Annotated in this window: 16 protein-coding genes; 3 read left to right on the plus strand and 13 right to left on the minus strand. The window is 64.6% G+C overall.

Annotation, left to right across the window (positions count from 1 at the left end):
- Positions 1-140: 140 nt before the first annotated feature.
- The 5 genes from A9K66_RS12120 to A9K66_RS12140 all read right to left on the minus strand — a co-directional run bounded on the left by A9K66_RS12120 (position 141) and on the right by A9K66_RS12140 (position 5,252).
- Positions 141-1,796, minus strand: coding sequence for an FAD-binding dehydrogenase (locus A9K66_RS12120; protein ID WP_067323830.1), 1,656 nt, complete (start codon positions 1,794-1,796; stop codon positions 141-143).
- Between the two features lie 32 nt (positions 1,797-1,828).
- Positions 1,829-2,815 carry a Gfo/Idh/MocA family oxidoreductase gene (locus tag A9K66_RS12125; RefSeq protein ID WP_067324656.1) on the minus strand — a complete coding sequence of 329 codons (987 nt, stop codon included), beginning with the start codon at positions 2,813-2,815 and terminating at the stop codon, positions 1,829-1,831.
- Between the two features lie 267 nt (positions 2,816-3,082).
- The gene (locus A9K66_RS12130; RefSeq protein WP_067003284.1) at positions 3,083-3,658 is read right to left on the minus strand and encodes a YceI family protein; all 576 of its coding nucleotides are present in this window, start codon (positions 3,656-3,658) and stop codon (positions 3,083-3,085) included.
- Positions 3,659-3,724: 66 nt separating this feature from the next.
- Positions 3,725-4,297, minus strand: coding sequence for a cytochrome b (locus A9K66_RS12135; RefSeq protein ID WP_067323831.1), 573 nt, complete (start codon positions 4,295-4,297; stop codon positions 3,725-3,727).
- Positions 4,298-4,361: 64 nt separating this feature from the next.
- A complete protein-coding gene (locus tag A9K66_RS12140) occupies positions 4,362-5,252 on the minus strand; it encodes a LysR family transcriptional regulator (protein ID WP_067323833.1) in 891 nt (296 codons plus the stop codon).
- Positions 5,253-5,348: 96 nt separating this feature from the next.
- Here A9K66_RS12140 and A9K66_RS12145 point away from each other — a divergent pair, with 96 nt between their 5' ends.
- Positions 5,349-6,344, plus strand: a complete 996-nt coding sequence (locus tag A9K66_RS12145) for an aldo/keto reductase (RefSeq protein WP_067323836.1) — start codon at positions 5,349-5,351, stop codon at positions 6,342-6,344.
- A 226-nt stretch (positions 6,345-6,570) separates the two neighbouring features.
- Here the strand turns inward: A9K66_RS12145 and A9K66_RS12150 are convergent, their stop codons facing one another.
- The 8 genes from A9K66_RS12150 to infC all read right to left on the minus strand — a co-directional run bounded on the left by A9K66_RS12150 (position 6,571) and on the right by infC (position 13,702).
- Positions 6,571-7,173 (minus strand): nucleotidyltransferase family protein, encoded by a 603-nt coding sequence (locus A9K66_RS12150; RefSeq protein WP_067323838.1) that lies wholly within the window; start codon positions 7,171-7,173, stop codon positions 6,571-6,573.
- A 39-nt stretch (positions 7,174-7,212) separates the two neighbouring features.
- Positions 7,213-9,621 carry a phenylalanine--tRNA ligase subunit beta gene (pheT, locus tag A9K66_RS12155; RefSeq protein ID WP_067323840.1) on the minus strand — a complete coding sequence of 803 codons (2,409 nt, stop codon included), beginning with the start codon at positions 9,619-9,621 and terminating at the stop codon, positions 7,213-7,215.
- Complete coding sequence (locus A9K66_RS12160) at positions 9,618-10,058, minus strand: GFA family protein (protein ID WP_067002960.1); 441 nt, start codon at positions 10,056-10,058, stop codon at positions 9,618-9,620. Before A9K66_RS12160 ends, pheT begins: the two co-directional genes overlap by 4 nt.
- Complete coding sequence (gene pheS, locus A9K66_RS12165) at positions 10,055-11,107, minus strand: phenylalanine--tRNA ligase subunit alpha (protein ID WP_067323841.1); 1,053 nt, start codon at positions 11,105-11,107, stop codon at positions 10,055-10,057. The genes A9K66_RS12160 and pheS overlap by 4 nt, the downstream gene beginning before the upstream one ends.
- Positions 11,108-11,292: 185 nt before the next feature.
- Positions 11,293-11,694: a 50S ribosomal protein L20 gene (gene rplT / locus A9K66_RS12170; RefSeq protein ID WP_040968947.1), complete on the minus strand. Its 402-nt coding sequence runs from the start codon at positions 11,692-11,694 to the stop codon at positions 11,293-11,295.
- A 38-nt stretch (positions 11,695-11,732) separates the two neighbouring features.
- Entirely contained in the window at positions 11,733-11,936 is a 204-nt protein-coding gene (rpmI, locus tag A9K66_RS12175; protein ID WP_027166935.1) for a 50S ribosomal protein L35, read from the minus strand.
- Positions 11,937-12,175: 239 nt separating this feature from the next.
- Positions 12,176-12,823 carry an isoprenylcysteine carboxylmethyltransferase family protein gene (locus A9K66_RS12180; RefSeq protein WP_067324658.1) on the minus strand — a complete coding sequence of 216 codons (648 nt, stop codon included), beginning with the start codon at positions 12,821-12,823 and terminating at the stop codon, positions 12,176-12,178.
- A 342-nt stretch (positions 12,824-13,165) separates the two neighbouring features.
- The gene (gene infC, locus A9K66_RS12185; RefSeq protein WP_067003282.1) at positions 13,166-13,702 is read right to left on the minus strand and encodes a translation initiation factor IF-3; all 537 of its coding nucleotides are present in this window, start codon (positions 13,700-13,702) and stop codon (positions 13,166-13,168) included.
- Between the two features lie 214 nt (positions 13,703-13,916).
- Here infC and A9K66_RS12190 point away from each other — a divergent pair, with 214 nt between their 5' ends.
- Both A9K66_RS12190 and A9K66_RS12195 read left to right on the plus strand, forming a co-directional pair.
- On the plus strand, positions 13,917-14,687 hold the full coding sequence (locus tag A9K66_RS12190) for an alpha/beta hydrolase (RefSeq protein WP_067324660.1): 771 nt from the start codon (positions 13,917-13,919) through the stop codon (positions 14,685-14,687).
- Between the two features lie 2 nt (positions 14,688-14,689).
- Complete coding sequence (locus A9K66_RS12195) at positions 14,690-15,832, plus strand: benzoate/H(+) symporter BenE family transporter (protein ID WP_082953869.1); 1,143 nt, start codon at positions 14,690-14,692, stop codon at positions 15,830-15,832.
- Positions 15,833-15,944: the final 112 nt, after the last annotated feature.

Here is a 15,944-nt window from a genome sequence, read left to right on the forward strand (position 1 = left end):
GAGGCCGCTTGGTATGAGGTCTCCGTGCATCGTCAACGCCCTTTCCGGCATCGACTTCAAGCAACATCAAACCCCCGAATGAGGCCGCAGCATACAAGGTGGGCCGAGCTCACGAGCTTTTGGCAACACCGTTCGATCGCTCAGCCGACCGCCTTCGTCGCCGCCCTTCCGGCGCTGCGTCCGGAAAAGATGCAGCCGCCGAGGAAGGTGCCTTCGAGAGCCGCATAGCCGTGCACGCCGCCGCCGCCGAAGCCGGCGACCTCGCCCACCGCATAGAGACCAGGCACCGGCTCGCCCTCCGCGTCGAGCACGCGGCTGTCGAGATCGGTCTGCAGGCCGCCCAGCGTCTTGCGGGTGAGGATGTTGAGGCGGACCGCAATCAACGGACCGTTCGCCGGATCGAGCATCTTGTGCGGCCTTGCGGTGCGGATCAGCCTGTCGCCGAGATAGGCGCGCGCGCCGCGCAGCGCGGTGACCTGCGCATCCTTGGAGAACGGGTTGTCGAGCTGCATGTCGCGGGCGCGGATCTCGCGTTCGACCTGCGCCACATCGAGCAGCGGCTCGCCGGCCAGCCCGTTCATGCGCGCCACCAGCTTCGAAAGGTTGGCCTCGACGATGAAATCCTCGCCCTTTTCCATGAAGGCTTTCACCGGCCCGGGGATGCCCGACGTGGCGCGGCCGAGCACCTGCCGCCAGCTCTTGCCCGTGAGGTCCGGATTCTGCTCCGAGCCCGACAGCGCAAACTCCTTCTGGATGATCTTCTTCGTCAGGATGAACCAGGAATAATCGAAGCCGGTGCTCATGATATGGCTGAGCGTGGCAAGTGTGTCGAACCCTGGGAAAAGCGGCACCGGCAGCCGTCTGCCGCGCGCGTCGAGCCATAGCGAAGAGGGGCCCGGCAGAATACGTATGGCGTGATCGGTCCAGACCGGCGCCCAATTCTTGATGCCCTCGACATAGTGCCACATGCGGTCGTGGTTGATGACCCTCCCGCCCGCTGCTTCGGCGATTGCCAGCATGCGGCCGTCGACATGGTCCGGCACGCCGGTGATCATGCGCTTCGGCGTCGCGCCGAGACGCTGCGGCCAGTTGTTACGCACCAGCTCGTGGTTGCCGCCGATGCCGCCGGAAGCGACGATCATGACCTGGGCGTGGAGCTCGAAATCCCCGGCCACGTTGCGCGAGCTCTTGCGTCCACGCTCGACCGTGCTTGGCTCCAGCACGTCGCCGCGCACCCCGGTCACCGTCTTCCCGGTCCGCGTGATCTCATTGACCCGGTAGCGGAACTTGAACTCGACGAGCCCACGCTTCTGCGCCTCGCGCACGCGCAGCACGAAGGGCTCCAGCACGCCGGGCCCGGTGCCCCAGGTGATGTGGAAGCGCGGCACCGAATTGCCGTGGCCGCAGGCATAGCCGCCGCCGCGCTCGGCCCAGCCGACGACGGGGAAGAATTTCAACCCGCGCTCGATCAGCCAGGAGCGCTTCTCGCCGGCGGCGAAGCCGAGATAGGCTTCAGCCCATTTGCGCGGCCAAAAATCCTCAGGGCGGTCGAAGGCGGCGGTGCCCATCCAGTCTGCGAGCGCGAGGTCGTGGGAATCGCGGATGCGCATGCGCCGCTGCTCGGGCGAGTCGACCAGGAAAAGCCCGCCGAACGACCAGAAGGCCTGGCCGCCCAGCGATTGCTCGGGCTCCTGGTCGACGATGATGATTTTCTTGCCGGCATCGGCAAGTTCTGCCGCGGCGACGAGGCCTGCCAGCCCCGCGCCGACAATGATGACATCCGCGTCGTCAGCCATCTTCGTTCCCCCCAGCGCCTTCCGACGGCCTGTCAGACGGGCTCCCAGCCGTCCTTGTCGCCGGCGCGGAAGATGGCGTCGATGACCTTCTGGTTGAGGACCGATTCCTCCAGCGTGAAGACACGGTCCTTGCCGCCCTGGGCCGCGCGTACGAAGGCCTCGCATTCCAGCCGGTACTGCTGGGTGCCCGGGAAGCGGAACACCTGCGCTTCCGTGTGGTTCTGATTGTGCAATTCGATGCGGTGGTGGTCGTAGAGCCCGGCATTGAACGGGCCAAAGACCTCGATGAAACCCTTCTCGCCGTGGAACACCATCACCTGCCGCGCCGCCATCTGCGTCGACAGGTAGAAGGACAGTTCGAAGTCGCCGAAATCGGCGCGGATCGAGGAATAGATGTCGGTGCCGAAGGTCTTGTCGCGCTCGATGGTGGCTTGCACGCGGACCGGTTCCTTGCCGGTCGAGAAGCGCGTCGACACGGTCGGATAGACGCCGATGTCGGGCAGCGCGCCGCCGCCAAGATCCAGCTGGTTGCGCATGTTGGTGGGATCGACATTGTAATAGGAAAACGCGCCCTGCACGTGGCGCAGCCGGCCGATCGCGCCGCTGGCGATCAGGTCGCGCACCTTGATCCACTGCGGGTGGTAGACGACCATGAAGGCCTCGCAGACCAGCACCTTCTTCTCGTCGCGCAGCTTGATCAGCTGCGGGATGTCCTTGGCGTCGAGCGCAAGAGGCTTCTCGACCAGCACATGTTTTCCGGCCTCGATTGCCTTTGCCGTCCATTCGACATGCTGCGAGGTCGGCAGCGGGATATAGACGCCATCGACCTCCTTGGAAGCGAGCAGTTCCTCATAGGAGCCGAAGGCATGCGGCGCGCCGAAACGCTCGCCCAGTGCCTTGGCCTTCGACAGGTCGCGGCTGGCGATCGCCGACAGCACGCCATTCTCCGAATCTACGATCGCCGGCAAAAGCTGCTCGCGGCCGATCTTGGCCGTCGACAGAACACCCCATCGGAACATCATGCTTCTCCATGTCGGTTATGTCGATGGAGGTGTGCCCCAATTCCGGAGAAAAGCCAATCGCAGACGCGGGCCACAAAGCGCCTTCGTCATTCTCGGGCTTGACCCGAGGATCCATTCCGTGACCTATGACGTAAAGTGCAGGGATGCAGAGATCTGTAACCGTTGCAACGCCTTAGCGTCACGCCATGGATCCTAGGGTCTGCGCGCGTCGCTTCGCTCCTTGCTCCGCCCTAGGATGACGAACCCGAGGATGCGCGACCAGAGCTAACCCCTTCTCCCCGTCAGGGTCATGTCGAAGTCGACGACGTTGGAATAGATCGGCGTGCCGACATCCATGCCGTAGCGCGATCTGAGCACCTTGCCGGTGACATGGAACTTGATGGTTCCTGACTTCAGCCCATCGAGCTCGGCCGTGAACTTTTCCGAAAACGTCTTGCCGCGCGCCGTCAGCCGGCCGGTGACCACGGCGGTGGTCTCGCCGGTGCGGGTCACGTTTGTCGAGCGGAATTGGATCTCCGGATTGTTGGCGCTGTCGAAGACGGCGTCGGAACGCAGGAAAGCATCGATGCGGCCCTGGCCGGTGCCGACGCTTTCCGGAAAGATGGTGAGGTTGACCTTCGAGCGCCCGACATCGGCATTGTCGATGCGGATCGTGCCCTTGAAGCGGCCGAAGGCGCCGCCGAAGCCGCCACCGCCGGCCTTGCCGATGGTGAAGCGGATCGAGGAGCCCGCCGGGCTGATCGTGTAGCTGCCGGCGGCGTCACTGAGCGCCACCGCGGCGCAAACCGGCGCGGCAAGGCAAGCGGCAAAGGCCGCCAATCCGAGGATGCGCGCATGCATCGACATCTTCCTATCCTGAACCAGCGCATTGCTGTCTTCCCGCCACCAACGAACGGGCGGCCCGCTCTATTCCCGGGCAGACGAAGGCGTGATTATGCGCGTGAGCACGCTGTCGCGCAGCAGGAAATGGTGGCGCATCGCAGCAAGGATATGCAACGCGACCAGCGCGATGCCGGCATAGGCAAGATACCAATGCGCGGCCGACCAGAAGCTTTCCGCGGCGTCGGATTCGGCGAGCGGCAGGTCGGGCATGACGAACTGGTTGAAGGGCATCGTCGGGATTTCCAGCGTCGAGACCGAGACCAGCGCCCAGCCGGAGAGCGGCAGGGCAACCTGGAAGGCGTAAAGCGCCAAATGCGCCAGCGGCGCTGCCTTGCGCTCCAATGTTCCGACCGAAGGCGGGAGTGCTGGCGCCGCATTGCCGACACGCCAGGCGATGCGCAGGATGACCAGCCCAAGCAGCAGGAAGCCGAAGGACTTATGCAGCTGGATCAGCTCGAAGGATGTCCGCTGGCTGTCGATCCGCATCATCACGAAGCCGAGCACGAACTGGCCGATGAAGATGAGGCCGATCAGCCAGTGAAGGATGATCATCGCCCAGCCATAGCGGGTGGCGGTGTTGGTGATGGACGATTGCATGGTCGAAAAACGTCGCTGAAATCACCTTTCTTCCAGCCCTCCCCGCAAGGGGGAGGATGGAGTTTTACCCGCTCACCTTGAAGAAATCGACGAAGGCCCGCAACGCCGGCCGCATCTGGCGGCGGCTTGGGTAGTAGACGAAGAAGCCGTCGAAGGCGGGGCACCAGTCCTCCAGCACGCGGATCAGCCGGCCATCGGCGAGCGGCGCCTTCACATAGTCCTCGAAGACGAAGGCGAGCCCGGCGCCGTCGATCGCGGCCTGGGCGATCAGATGGTCCTCGTCGAGGATCAGCGGCCCTGGCGCGGCGATCTCGATTTCCTCGCCGTCCTTCTCGAACTCCCAGCGGTAGAGGATGCCGCTGGAGAAGCGGAAGCGGATGCAGCGGTGATCGGCGAGATCGCGCGGATGACGCGGTTTGGGCATGGTCGCGAAGTAGGAGGGCGCGCCGACCAACGCGCCGCGGATGTTCGGCCCGATGCGCGCCGCGATCATGTCGCGCTGCAGGCTTTCGCCCAGCCTGACGCCGGCGTCGAACCCACCCTCCACCACATCCGTGAAGCGGTCCTCGATCACGATCTCCAGCATGATCTCGGGATAGGCGGCCGTGAAGGCAGCGAGCCGCGGCGTCAGCACCAGATGCGCGGCGGTGCGCGGCACGCTAAGCCTGAGATTGCCAGCCGGCCGGTCGCGCGTCTCGACCGCCGTTTCCAGCGCCAGGTCGATCTCGGACAGTGCCGGCCGCAGGCGCTCCAACAGCCGCGCGCCTTCCTCGGTCGGGGCGACACTGCGCGTGCTGCGCGCCAGAAGCCGCACGCCGAGCCGCGCCTCCAGGCTCGCCACCGCATGGCTGACCGCCGACGGCGCGATGCCGAGCTCGCGGGCCGCGCCGCGGAAGCTGGCGCATTGCGCGACCGCGGCGAGAACGGCCAGCTGGGAAAGGTTCGTCCGGTTCATTGATCTATCTTATAGAGCGAGCTGTGCGAAAGAGACATGATTATCGAACGGATGCCTAGGCGCTATTTCATCTCCATCGCAACAAGGAGATGCGCCATGCAAACCCGCAAATTAGGAACTGAACTCGAAGTCTTCCCCGTCGGCCTCGGCTGCATGGGCATGAGCTTTGTCTATGGCGGACAGCCGGAGGCCGAGGCGATCGCCACGCTGCGCCGCGCCGTCGAGATCGGCGTCACCTTCTTCGATACCGCCGAAGTCTATGGCCCTTACGAGAACGAGATCCTGCTCGGCAAGGCGCTGAAGCCGGTACGCGAGAAGGTCACCATCGCCACCAAATTCGGCTTCAAGATATCCGAGCACGGTTCGGGCATCGACCGCATGATCGGCGTCGACAGCCGCCCTGAGCACGTCAAGGCGGTGGCGGAGGCCTCGCTGAAGCGGCTCGATACCGACGTCATCGACCTCTACTACCAGCATCGCGTTGACCCGAACGTGCCGATCGAGGACACGGTCGGCGCCATGGCCGAACTGGTGCGCGAGGGTAAGGTGCGGGCGCTCGGCCTGTCGGAAGTGAGCGGCGCGACGCTGCGCCGGGCGCATGCCGTGCACCCGATCGCCGCCGTGCAGAGCGAGTATTCGCTGTGGAGCCGCGACCCCGAGGACGAGGTCTTTGCGGTCTGCCGCGAGCTCGGCATCGGCTTCGTGCCCTACAGCCCGCTCGGCCGCGGCCTGCTCACCGGCACCATCGCCAAGCCCGACGCGCTCGGCGCCGGCGACTGGCGCCTCACCCTGCCGCGCTTCCAGGCCGAGGCGATGGAAGCCAACAACGCCGTCATCGCTGTGCTGGAGAAGATGGCGGCGGAGAAGGGCGTGACATCGGCGCAACTGGCGCTCGCCTGGGTGCTGCACCAGGGCGATTTCATCGTGCCGATCCCCGGCGCGCGCAAAGTCCGCCATTTGGAGCAGAACTCGGCAGCCGCCGGGATCAAGCTGAGCGCCGCCGAGGTCGCGGCCATCGGCGACGCGCTGTCGCCCGAGAAGGTCGTCGGCAAGCGCTACACCGAAGAGCTGCTGGCGCTGGTGAATGGTTAGACATTTCAGCTTGCTTTGAGACGCTGGCGGGACAGCGCCCCCCTCTGTCCTGCCGGACATCTCCCCACAAGGGGGAGATTGGCTGTCATCCCTGCTTTCGCCAGTTACCAATGTTGAAGGAAGGGCGTAGCGCCAAAACTGCTGATCTCCCCCCTTGCGGGGGAGATGTCCGGTGCTGTCCCGCCGACATAGGGCTATTTGTCCCTTTGTGCACCGGGATTGGCGCCTACCAAGGCACCACGCTGATCTCCGGCCAGTTCTCTCGCGCCCTCTTCCCCTTCGCCTCATGTGTCCGCTGATTGTCCAGCGCCCGGTTCGGGGTGATGCGGAACGAAAAAATGTCGTCGAGCCCGAACGGCGCCACCAGCTCCAACGCCTCGTCTGCGTCGAACCGCAACCCGACCGCATGCGTCTTCGATGCGAAATAGCCGACCGATTCACTCGCGCTCGTGTAGCGCGGGCATGCCTGCCCGAACTTGGCCGGATACCACAGATGCACGCGTGCCTGGTTGCGCACCTCCACCGGCAGCGTCAGTCCTTCGAAATGGTGCGCCGCCCGACGGATCACCGCATCCTCGGCTTCGTAGGAGAGATCGGTGCCGTCGAAATAGAACAGATCGACATCCTTGATGCCGTAGCCCGGCGGCTTGCCGGTGAGATGGTTCCAGACGCTGTTGTAGAGCGCGCCGGAGACCACCAGCCAGTCCGGCAACGCCAGTTCACGCACTCGCGCCAGCGTTTTGGCCAGCAGCGGGTCCGCCGCCACGATTTCGAGGAACGCCGCGCGTTGCTCCTCGAAAGGCAGGCCGGAATAGCGGAGATGGTGCATCGCCCTTTGGAGGGCGATTCGCCATCGCCCCGCAATGCCTCATGTTCTGAGCACGCCGCCCGTCTGCTTGTTGACGTTCTCGACGATGCGCTTGGCCAGCGCCTCGAAATCCTCGTCGGTCAGCGTCTTTTCGACCGGCTGGATCGAGACTTCGATGGCGATCGACTTCTTGGCGGCGCCGAGCGCAGCGCCCTCGAAGACGTCGAACACCGAAACGCCGGTGACGAGCTTCTTGTCGGCGGCCAAAGCTGCCCGCACCAGCGTGCCGGCCTCGACCGCCCGGTCGACGACGAAAGCAAAATCGCGCTTCACCGCCTGGAAGGGTGAAAGCTCCAGCTTCGGCTTGGTGCGCGTCGGCTTGGCCTTCGGCTCCGGCACGGCATCGACAAAGACCTCGAAGCCGCAGAGCGGCCCGGAGGCGTCGAGCACTTCGAGCGTCTTTGGATGGAACTCGCCGAAGGTGCCGAGCACGGTCTTCGGCCCGAGCTTGATCGTGCCTGAGCGTCCGGGATGGTACCAGGCCGGGCCGCCGGGCTCGATCTGCAGCCTGTCGACCGGCGCGCCGCAGGCTTCGAGCGCCGCGATCGCATCGGCCTTGGCGTCGAACACCCCGACCGGCCCGGCATTGCCGGCCCAGCTGCGGCTCGAGCCTTCGAGCTTGGCGGTGCCCCGCCGCACGCCGGCGGTGACGCGCCGCTGCTGATCGGCCAAGTCGCCTTCATAGGTGCCGGAGACCTCGAACAGCGCCACGTCGCCGATGCCCCGATCGGCATTGCGCTGGGCGGCGCTGATCAGCCCGGGCAGCAGCGACGGCCGCATGTCGGACATGTCGGCGGCGATCGGGTTGGCGAGCTTCAGCCGGTTCTGGCCGCCGCCGAACAGCTCGGCGTGTTTCGCCGGAATGAACGACCAGGTGACCGCCTCCATCATGCCGCGCACGGCGAGCGCGCGCTTGGCGGCCCGGGTGCGCACCTGCAGCATGGTCAGGATCCTGCCGTTGACCGCGTCATACGAGGTGAGCGGCTGCGGCGCTAAGTTGTCGACGCCGTGGATGCGCATCACTTCCTCGACGAGATCGGCCTTGCCGTCGACATCCGGACGCCAGGAGGGGACCTTCACCTCGACGGCGTCACCTGAGCTGCGCGGCTCGAAGCCGAGACGGGTCAGTATAGTGAGCGCTTCTTCTCTCGGCACCTCGATGCCGGTCAGCCGCTTCACTTCCGACAGCGGGAAGGAAATGATCTTCGGCTTGTGGCCGGCATAGCCCGCCACCTCGATTTCGGTCGGCGTACCGCCGCACAATTCCAGCACCAGCTTGGTCGCGAGCTCGACGCCGGGCACCATGAACTCAGGGTCGACGCCGCGCTCGAAGCGGTAGCGCGCATCGCTGATGATGCCGAGCGTGCGACCGGTGCGGGCCGTCGTGATCGGGTCCCAGAGCGCCGATTCGATCAGCACGTCGGTGGTGTTCTCGTCGCAGCCCGAATGCTCGCCGCCCATGATGCCGGCAATCGATTCGATGCCGTTGTCGTCGGCGATCACGCACATCTCGGGCGTCAGCGAGTATTCGCGTCCGTCGAGCGCCAGCACCTTTTCACCGTCCCTGGCGCGGCGCACCACAAGGTTGCCGGCGACCTTCTTCGCGTCGAACACATGCAGCGGCCGGCCGCGGTCGAAGGTGACGTAGTTGGTGATGTCGACCAGCGCGCTGATCGGCCGAAGCCCGATGGCGATCAGCCGCTGCTGCAGCCATTTCGGCGACGGGCCGTTCTTCACGCCCTTCACCAGAGTCAGCGCGAAGCCGGGGCAGAGTTCCGGTGCCTCGATCTTGACCTTGACCGGGCACATGCCGTCGCCGGCATGCGGCATGATCGCGCCCCCGGTCAGCCGGCCGAGGCCGCTCGCCGCGAGATCGCGGGCGATGCCGTAGACGCTGGTCGCATCGGGGCGGTTCGGCGTCAGGTTGATCTCGATCACCGGATCGTCGAGATGGGCGTAGGCGGCGAAGCTGGTGCCGACCGGTGCGTCTTCGGGCAGGTCGATGATGCCGGTATGCTCGTCCGAAAGCTGCAGCTCGCGTTCGGAGCACATCATGCCATGGCTCTCGACGCCGCGGATCTTGCCGACCGAAAGCGTGACGTCGATGCCGGGAATATAGGTGCCGGGCGCAGCAAAAGCGCCGACAAGGCCGGCGCGGGCATTGGGCGCCCCGCACACCACCTGCACCGGCGGCTTGCCGTCGCCGGTATCGACCGTAAGCACCCGCAGCCGGTCGGCGTCGGGATGCTGCACGGCAGTCAGCACCTTGGCTATGACAAAGGGTTTTAGGCCCGCCTTGTCGTCGACATGTTCGACTTCGAGGCCGATCGCCGTCAGCCGCTCGACGATTTCGGCAAGCGAAGCGTCGGTCTCGAGATGGTCCTTGAGCCAGGAGAGGGTGAATTTCATGACTGTGTTCCGTAGGAAGGGCTTTGCGCGTCAGGTCTAGCCACGCTCGTCTTGAGGTGCCGCGGCAGTGAATCGGGCATATGCAGGAAGGGCAGCTGCTCGCGCACATGCGCATGCAGCGTCGGCCTGAAATAGGCAGGCATGTCCATGGCGCCGAGCGTGAAGTAAATATGGCCGGCGAGCCGCTCGTCGCTATAGGCGATCGGCGAGCCGCAAATGCCGCAGAACGAGCGCGCCACCGGGCCGTTCCGGTAGCTCTTCAGCGACTTGCCTTCGAGCGCGATCTGGTCGGCCGCGAAGCCGATAAAGGCCGACACCGGCGCGCCGCTGGCGCGCCGGCAATCGCCGCAATGGCAATAGCTGATGTGGTGCGGCTCGGCCGAGGCCTCGAACCGCACGGCACCGCAGCGGCAGCCCCCGGTGTGGGGAGCAGTCATGTGGAAAGGCCCCCGAACAGCGTCGGCATGTCGAGCGGCCGGAAGCCGTAATGCGTGAGCCAGCGCACGTCGGCGTCGAAGAAGGCGCGCAGGTCCGGCATGCCGTATTTCAGCATGGCGATGCGGTCGATGCCCATGCCCCAGGCAAAGCCCTGGTATTCGTCGGGATCGAGCCCGCCGTAACGCAATACGTTGGGATGCACCATGCCGCAGCCCAGGATCTCCATCCAGTCGGAGCCTTCGCCGAAGCGTACTTCGCCCGGCCGCGAGCGGTCGCACTGGATGTCGACCTCGAGGCTGGGCTCGGTGAACGGAAAGAAGGACGGCCGAAAGCGCATCTTGACGCTCGGCACTTCGAAGAAGGCCTTGCAGAATTCCTCCAGCACCCACTTCATGTTGGCGATGTTGGCGGTCTTGTCGATCACCAGCCCCTCGACCTGATGGAACATCGGCGAGTGCGTGGCGTCCGAATCCTGCCGGTAGGTCTTGCCGGGGATGACGATGCGGATCGGCGGCTTCTGCTGCTCCATGGTGCGGATCTGCACGGGCGAGGTGTGCGTGCGCAAAAGCTTGCGTTCGCCGTTCTCGTCCGGCTGGAAAAAGAAGGTGTCGTGCATCTCGCGCGCCGGGTGGCCTTCGGGGAAATTGAGCGCGGTGAAATTGTAGTAGTCGGTCTCGATGTCCGGACCTTCCGCGATCGCGAAACCGAGGTCGCCGAAGATCGCGGCGATCTCGTCGATCACCTGGCTGATCGGATGGATGCGGCCGCGCTCGGCCGGCGACTGGCGCACCGGCAGCGTGACGTCGACCGTTTCGGCGGCGAGCCGCGCCGCGATCGCCACGTCCTTCAGCTCCGACTTGCGCGCCGTCAGCGCCTCGGTGACGCGGTTCTTCAGCCCATTGATCGCCGGGCCCTTGACCTGCCGCTCCTCGGCGCTCATCGCGCCGAGCGTTTTCAGCATCTCGGAGACCGAGCCCTTCTTGCCCAGCGCCGAGACGCGCACAGCCTCGATCGCCTGCTCGTCGGCCGCGGCCGCGATGTCGGCCATCAAAGAAGCTTCAAGGGTTTCAAGATTTCCAGCGGTGGCGTTCACGGCGAAACTCTCTCGATCGGGCAACCACCGGGGTCCGGTGCGTCACCAATTTGGTTGCATCAGGCATAAGAAAAACCCGCGCCAGCCGTGCCAGCGCGGGTTCCCCAAATCAGAATAGCGAATGCTTGGGAAGCGCTGGCTTAGGCGACAGCGCTCTCAAAAGCATTCGGCGTGGTGTTCTTCAGATATTCGAGCGCCACCTTGGCCTTGGCCACAAGGGCTGCGAAAGCCTGCGGCTCGTGGATGGCCATGTCCGAAAGAACCTTGCGGTCGATCTCGATGCCGGCCTTGTTGAGGCCGTCGATGAAGCGGCCATAGGTCAGGCCGTGCTCGTGCACCGCTGCATTGATGCGCTGGATCCACAGCGCGCGGAACGAGCGCTTGCGGTTCTTGCGGTCGCGATAGGCGTACTGCAGCGACTTTTCCACCGCCTGCTTGGCGATGCGGATGGTGTTCTTGCGACGGCCGTAGAAGCCCTTGGCGGCTTTCAGGACCTTCTTGTGCTTGGCGTGGGCGGTGACGCCTCTCTTTACGCGTGCCATGTCATGATCTCCTTAAAACGCTGTTCCGGACCGAATGCTTAAAGGCCGTTCGGCAGAAAATTCTTGATGACCTTCTTGCCGTCCGGTTCAGCCAGAACCATCGTGCCGCGGGCATCGCGAATGAACTTGTTGGAACGTTTGATCATGCCGTGGCGCTTGCCGGCGGCAGCCGACAGCACCTTGCCGGTGGCGGTAATCTTGAACCGCTTCTTGGCGGCCGATTTGGTCTTCATCTTGGGCATTTTGCTACTCCGTAATGTGGCGCACCATCGCGCTTCTTTTCTCGCTTCGGGCCGACCAGAGCCCGAAAAGCAAATGAAACCGCCACGGCATGCCCTGCCGGGCGGTTTTTGTTTTTGCTCTGCGTATCGTGCTTTCCGTAAATCAGAGATGATTTCCGACCCGATACGCAGAACGGCGGTCCTATAGATCAAACAGGGCTCGTGCGCAACACCTCACGCCCTGCGGCGCGCTGTCCCGTTCAGGGCAGCGTGAACCACACCGGCAGCACCCCCGACTGCTGCGCGCCGTCGATCAGTTCGAAGGCCGGCAGCGCCACCAGGAATACCAGCCCGTCGAGCAGCGTGTTTAACAGCAGGCGCGGCTTGAAGCTGCCGGTGTCGCCTTCCTGGTAGAGCGAAAGCTTTGGAAAGAAGCGCGGCACGCGCGCCAGATAGGCTTTGTAGGGAGCGCCGAGGACTTCCTTGAGATAGCGCTCCTCGCGCAGGATGACGATGTGGAACGCGCCGGCGCAAAGGACCGCGAAGAGGATGATGCCGGAAAACGAGCCGATCTGCGCGCCAACGCCGGCTGCCGCCACGGTCGAGAACAGATAGAGCGGGTTGCGGGTGATCGAATAGGGCCCGCCGGTGACCACTTCGGAGGATTTGCGGCCGCCGATGTAGAGCGTCGACCACAAGCGCCCGACGATGCCCAGGAAGATCAGGAGCACGCCGAACATCTCGATCGTCTCGTGCACGGGCGTCTCGGGAGGGAACGTCGACTGGCCGAACAGGAGTGCCGCAAACAGCACCACGATGAGCACCGCCAGCACGATGCGGCGCATATACTGGTAGCCGCCCAACCCTTCTATCTGGTTGTCGGTCGGGATCTTTGTTTCATCGACCATGGCCAATCCGATCGTCGTGTTTTGATCGCGATCGGGAAAATCCGATCGTCGATTTGATCGCGATCGGGAAAATCCGATCGTCGATTTGGTCGCGATCGGGAAAATCCGATCGTCGATTTGCTCGCGATCGAGGAGCTCGATCGTCGAGAAGCCGGCGATCGGATAGAAAAACAGGCGCCCCGCCGATCGTCGGGTCGCCCTGCGCGGCAATTCAGGCGGATTTTGGAGCACCAAGCAGCGCCGGCCGGTCAATTCTCCTTCGCGAAACCGTGATCGGCGCGACAGTTTGCGGCGATCGCGCCGGAATGGCTCCAGGACGGAAAGGAAACGTGAGGCGCACCGTCAGCGGGGCGCCAGCACCATCATCATCTGTCGGCCTTCGAGCTTCGGCTCGGCCTCGACCTTGGCGATCGGCGCGACTTCCTCGCGCACCTTGTTCAGGAGCTGCATGCCGAGTTCCATATGCGCCATTTCGCGGCCGCGGAAACGCAGCGTCAGCTTGACCTTGTCGCCGTCCTCGAAGAAGCGCCGCACGGCCTTCATCTTGGTCTCGTAGTCATGGCTGTCGATGTTCGGGCGCATCTTGATCTCCTTGATCTCGATGACCTTCTGGTTCTTGCGCGCCTCGGCCGCCTTCTTCTGGTTGGCGTATTTCAGCTTGCCGAGATCGAGGATCTTGACGACGGGCGGCTGCGCGTTGGGCGATATCTCGACGAGATCCAGCCCGGCCTCTTCGGCCAGCAGCAGCGCGTCGTTGATGGAAACTTCGCCACGGTTGTGGCCTTCTGCGTCGATGAGCTGGACCCGGGGCACCCGGATGTCTCGATTGGAGCGCGGACCGTCCTTGGTCGGGGCCGCTGCTTTGAAAGGTCTGCGAATGGTCGTGGTCTCCTCGGCCGTTTCGTTCAGGGTTTCTTTGAGTTCAATCGCTTGGACGCGCCTATGTGGTGAGCGCGCGGCCGGAGTCAATAGCACAGCCTCGCCAGGAAATCACCTCAAAGCTTGCCATTGCCTGCACCAAGCAAAGAAAAGGTGCGAGCACTTTTCCGCGAACCGCCGGATGTGCCAAAAGACCGGCCGGAAGGACGAGGTCATGGACGCCAGCGCACCAGTTTTCATCGACGTGAACGGAACGCAGATCGCTGTCAGGCAGGCGCCGGGCTCAGCGCCGGGCATCGTCTGGCTGGGCGGCTACAAGTCCGACATGCTGGGCACCAAGGCCGAGGCGCTGTCGGCCTGGGCGAGCCGCGAAGGCCGCGCCTATCTGCGCCACGACTATTCCGGCCACGGCGAATCGGGCGGCGAATTCGCCGAGGGCACGATCTCGAAATGGCTGGCCGAGAGCCTCGCTGTCTTTCGCCGCTTCAGCAAGGGCAAGCAGATCCTGGTCGGCTCCTCGATGGGGGCGTGGATTGCGCTGCGCATGGTGCAGGAATTGCGCAAGGCCGGCGACGACCGCATCGCCGGCCTGGTGCTGCTTGCGCCGGCGCCCGACTTTACCGTCGAGCTGATCGAGCCGGTGCTGACCAGGGCGCAGAAGCGCGACCTTTCGAAAAAGGGATTTTTCGAGGAACCGTCCGACTATTCCGCCGAGCCCTATATCTACACGCGCGCGCTGATCGAGGACGGCCGCGCGAACCGGGTGATGACCAGGCCGATCGACACTCATTGCCCGGTGCATATCCTGCAGGGTCTCGCCGATCCCGACGTGCCTTCCGGCCATGCGCTGAAGCTCGCCGCACTGCTGCCGGCCGATGACGTCACGCTGTCGCTTATCCCCGACGGCGATCATCGCCTCTCCCGCCCGGAGGATCTCGACATGCTCAACCGCGCCGTCGGCGACCTGGTCCAGCGGGTTTCATGAGCATGCGCATTTCAATCCCGATATCCGCCTTCGTTGCGGCCATCGTCGGCTTTGGCGGCACTTTAGCCATCGTCATTGCCGCCGCCAAGGCGATCGGCGCCACTCAGATCGAGACCGCGAGCGGGGTGACGGCGATCTGCCTGGCCATGGCCCTAGAATGCCTGTGGCTGTCCTGGCGCACGAAAATGCCGGTCATCACCGCCTGGTCGACCCCGGGCCTGGCGCTGATCGCGGCCTCCAGCGGCTTCACCATGGCGCAAGCCGTCGGCGCTTTCATCGTCACCGGCATCCTCTTGATCGCCACCGGCCTGTTCAAGCCGCTGACCCGGCTGATCGCGCAGATTCCGGCCTCGGTGGCGTCCGGCATGCTGGCCGGCATCCTGGTCGGCTTCGCCATCAGTGCGGTCAAGGCCATTCCCGCCGATCCGTGGCTGATCCTGCCGCTGATCGCCGCCTTCTTCGTCATCCGGCTGTTCAACCCGGCGGTTTCGGTCCTTGTCGTGCTGATCGGCGGCGGCCTTGCCGCCTTCCTCACCGGCCGCGTCGGCGGCCTGCCGGCGCCGGAATTGTCGACACTGACGCTGATCGCTCCGCAGTTCACCGTTTCGGCGATCATTGGCCTGGCCTTGCCGCTCTACCTCGTCACCATGGCCTCCCAGAACCTCTCCGGTCTCGCGGTGCTGAAAGCCGCCGGCTACCACCCGGAACCTGGCCCGCTGATCGGCGTCACCGGGCTGTTCTCGCTGCTCTCGGCGCCGTTCGGCGCCTCGACGACCAATCTGGCGGCGATCTCCGCGGCGATCTGCACCGGCCCGGATGTCCATCCGGATCCCGCCGAGCGCTGGAAGACGGGGCCGTTCTATGCGCTCGCCTATCTGGTCTTCGCCATCTTCGGCGCTTCGCTGGTGGCGATCTTCGCCGTCCTGCCGCAGAGCCTGATCGTGCTGGTCGCCGGCCTGGCGCTGATGGCGCCTTTAGCCAACGCGCTCTCGATCGCGCTCCATGATGCGGGCGAGCGCATGCCGGCCACGATCACCTTTGCGGTGACGGCCTCGGGGCTCACCTTGTTCGGCGTCGGCGCGGCTTTTTGGGGGCTGGTCGCCGGAATGGCAGTGCTTTTCCTCGAGAAATTCAAAAAGCGATAATCATTTCAGGCCTTTCGCCGGTTTTGGCCGGACTTGCCTTGAATCGCCGATTTCGCCTTCCCATTTCGATTCCACGCAGCCGGTTTGGCTGTCTCCAACGGAAGGATTGGGA

The sequence above is a fragment of the Mesorhizobium sp. AA23 genome (genome assembly GCF_001672435.1).
Classification (GTDB): Bacteria; Pseudomonadota; Alphaproteobacteria; order Rhizobiales; family Rhizobiaceae; genus Mesorhizobium.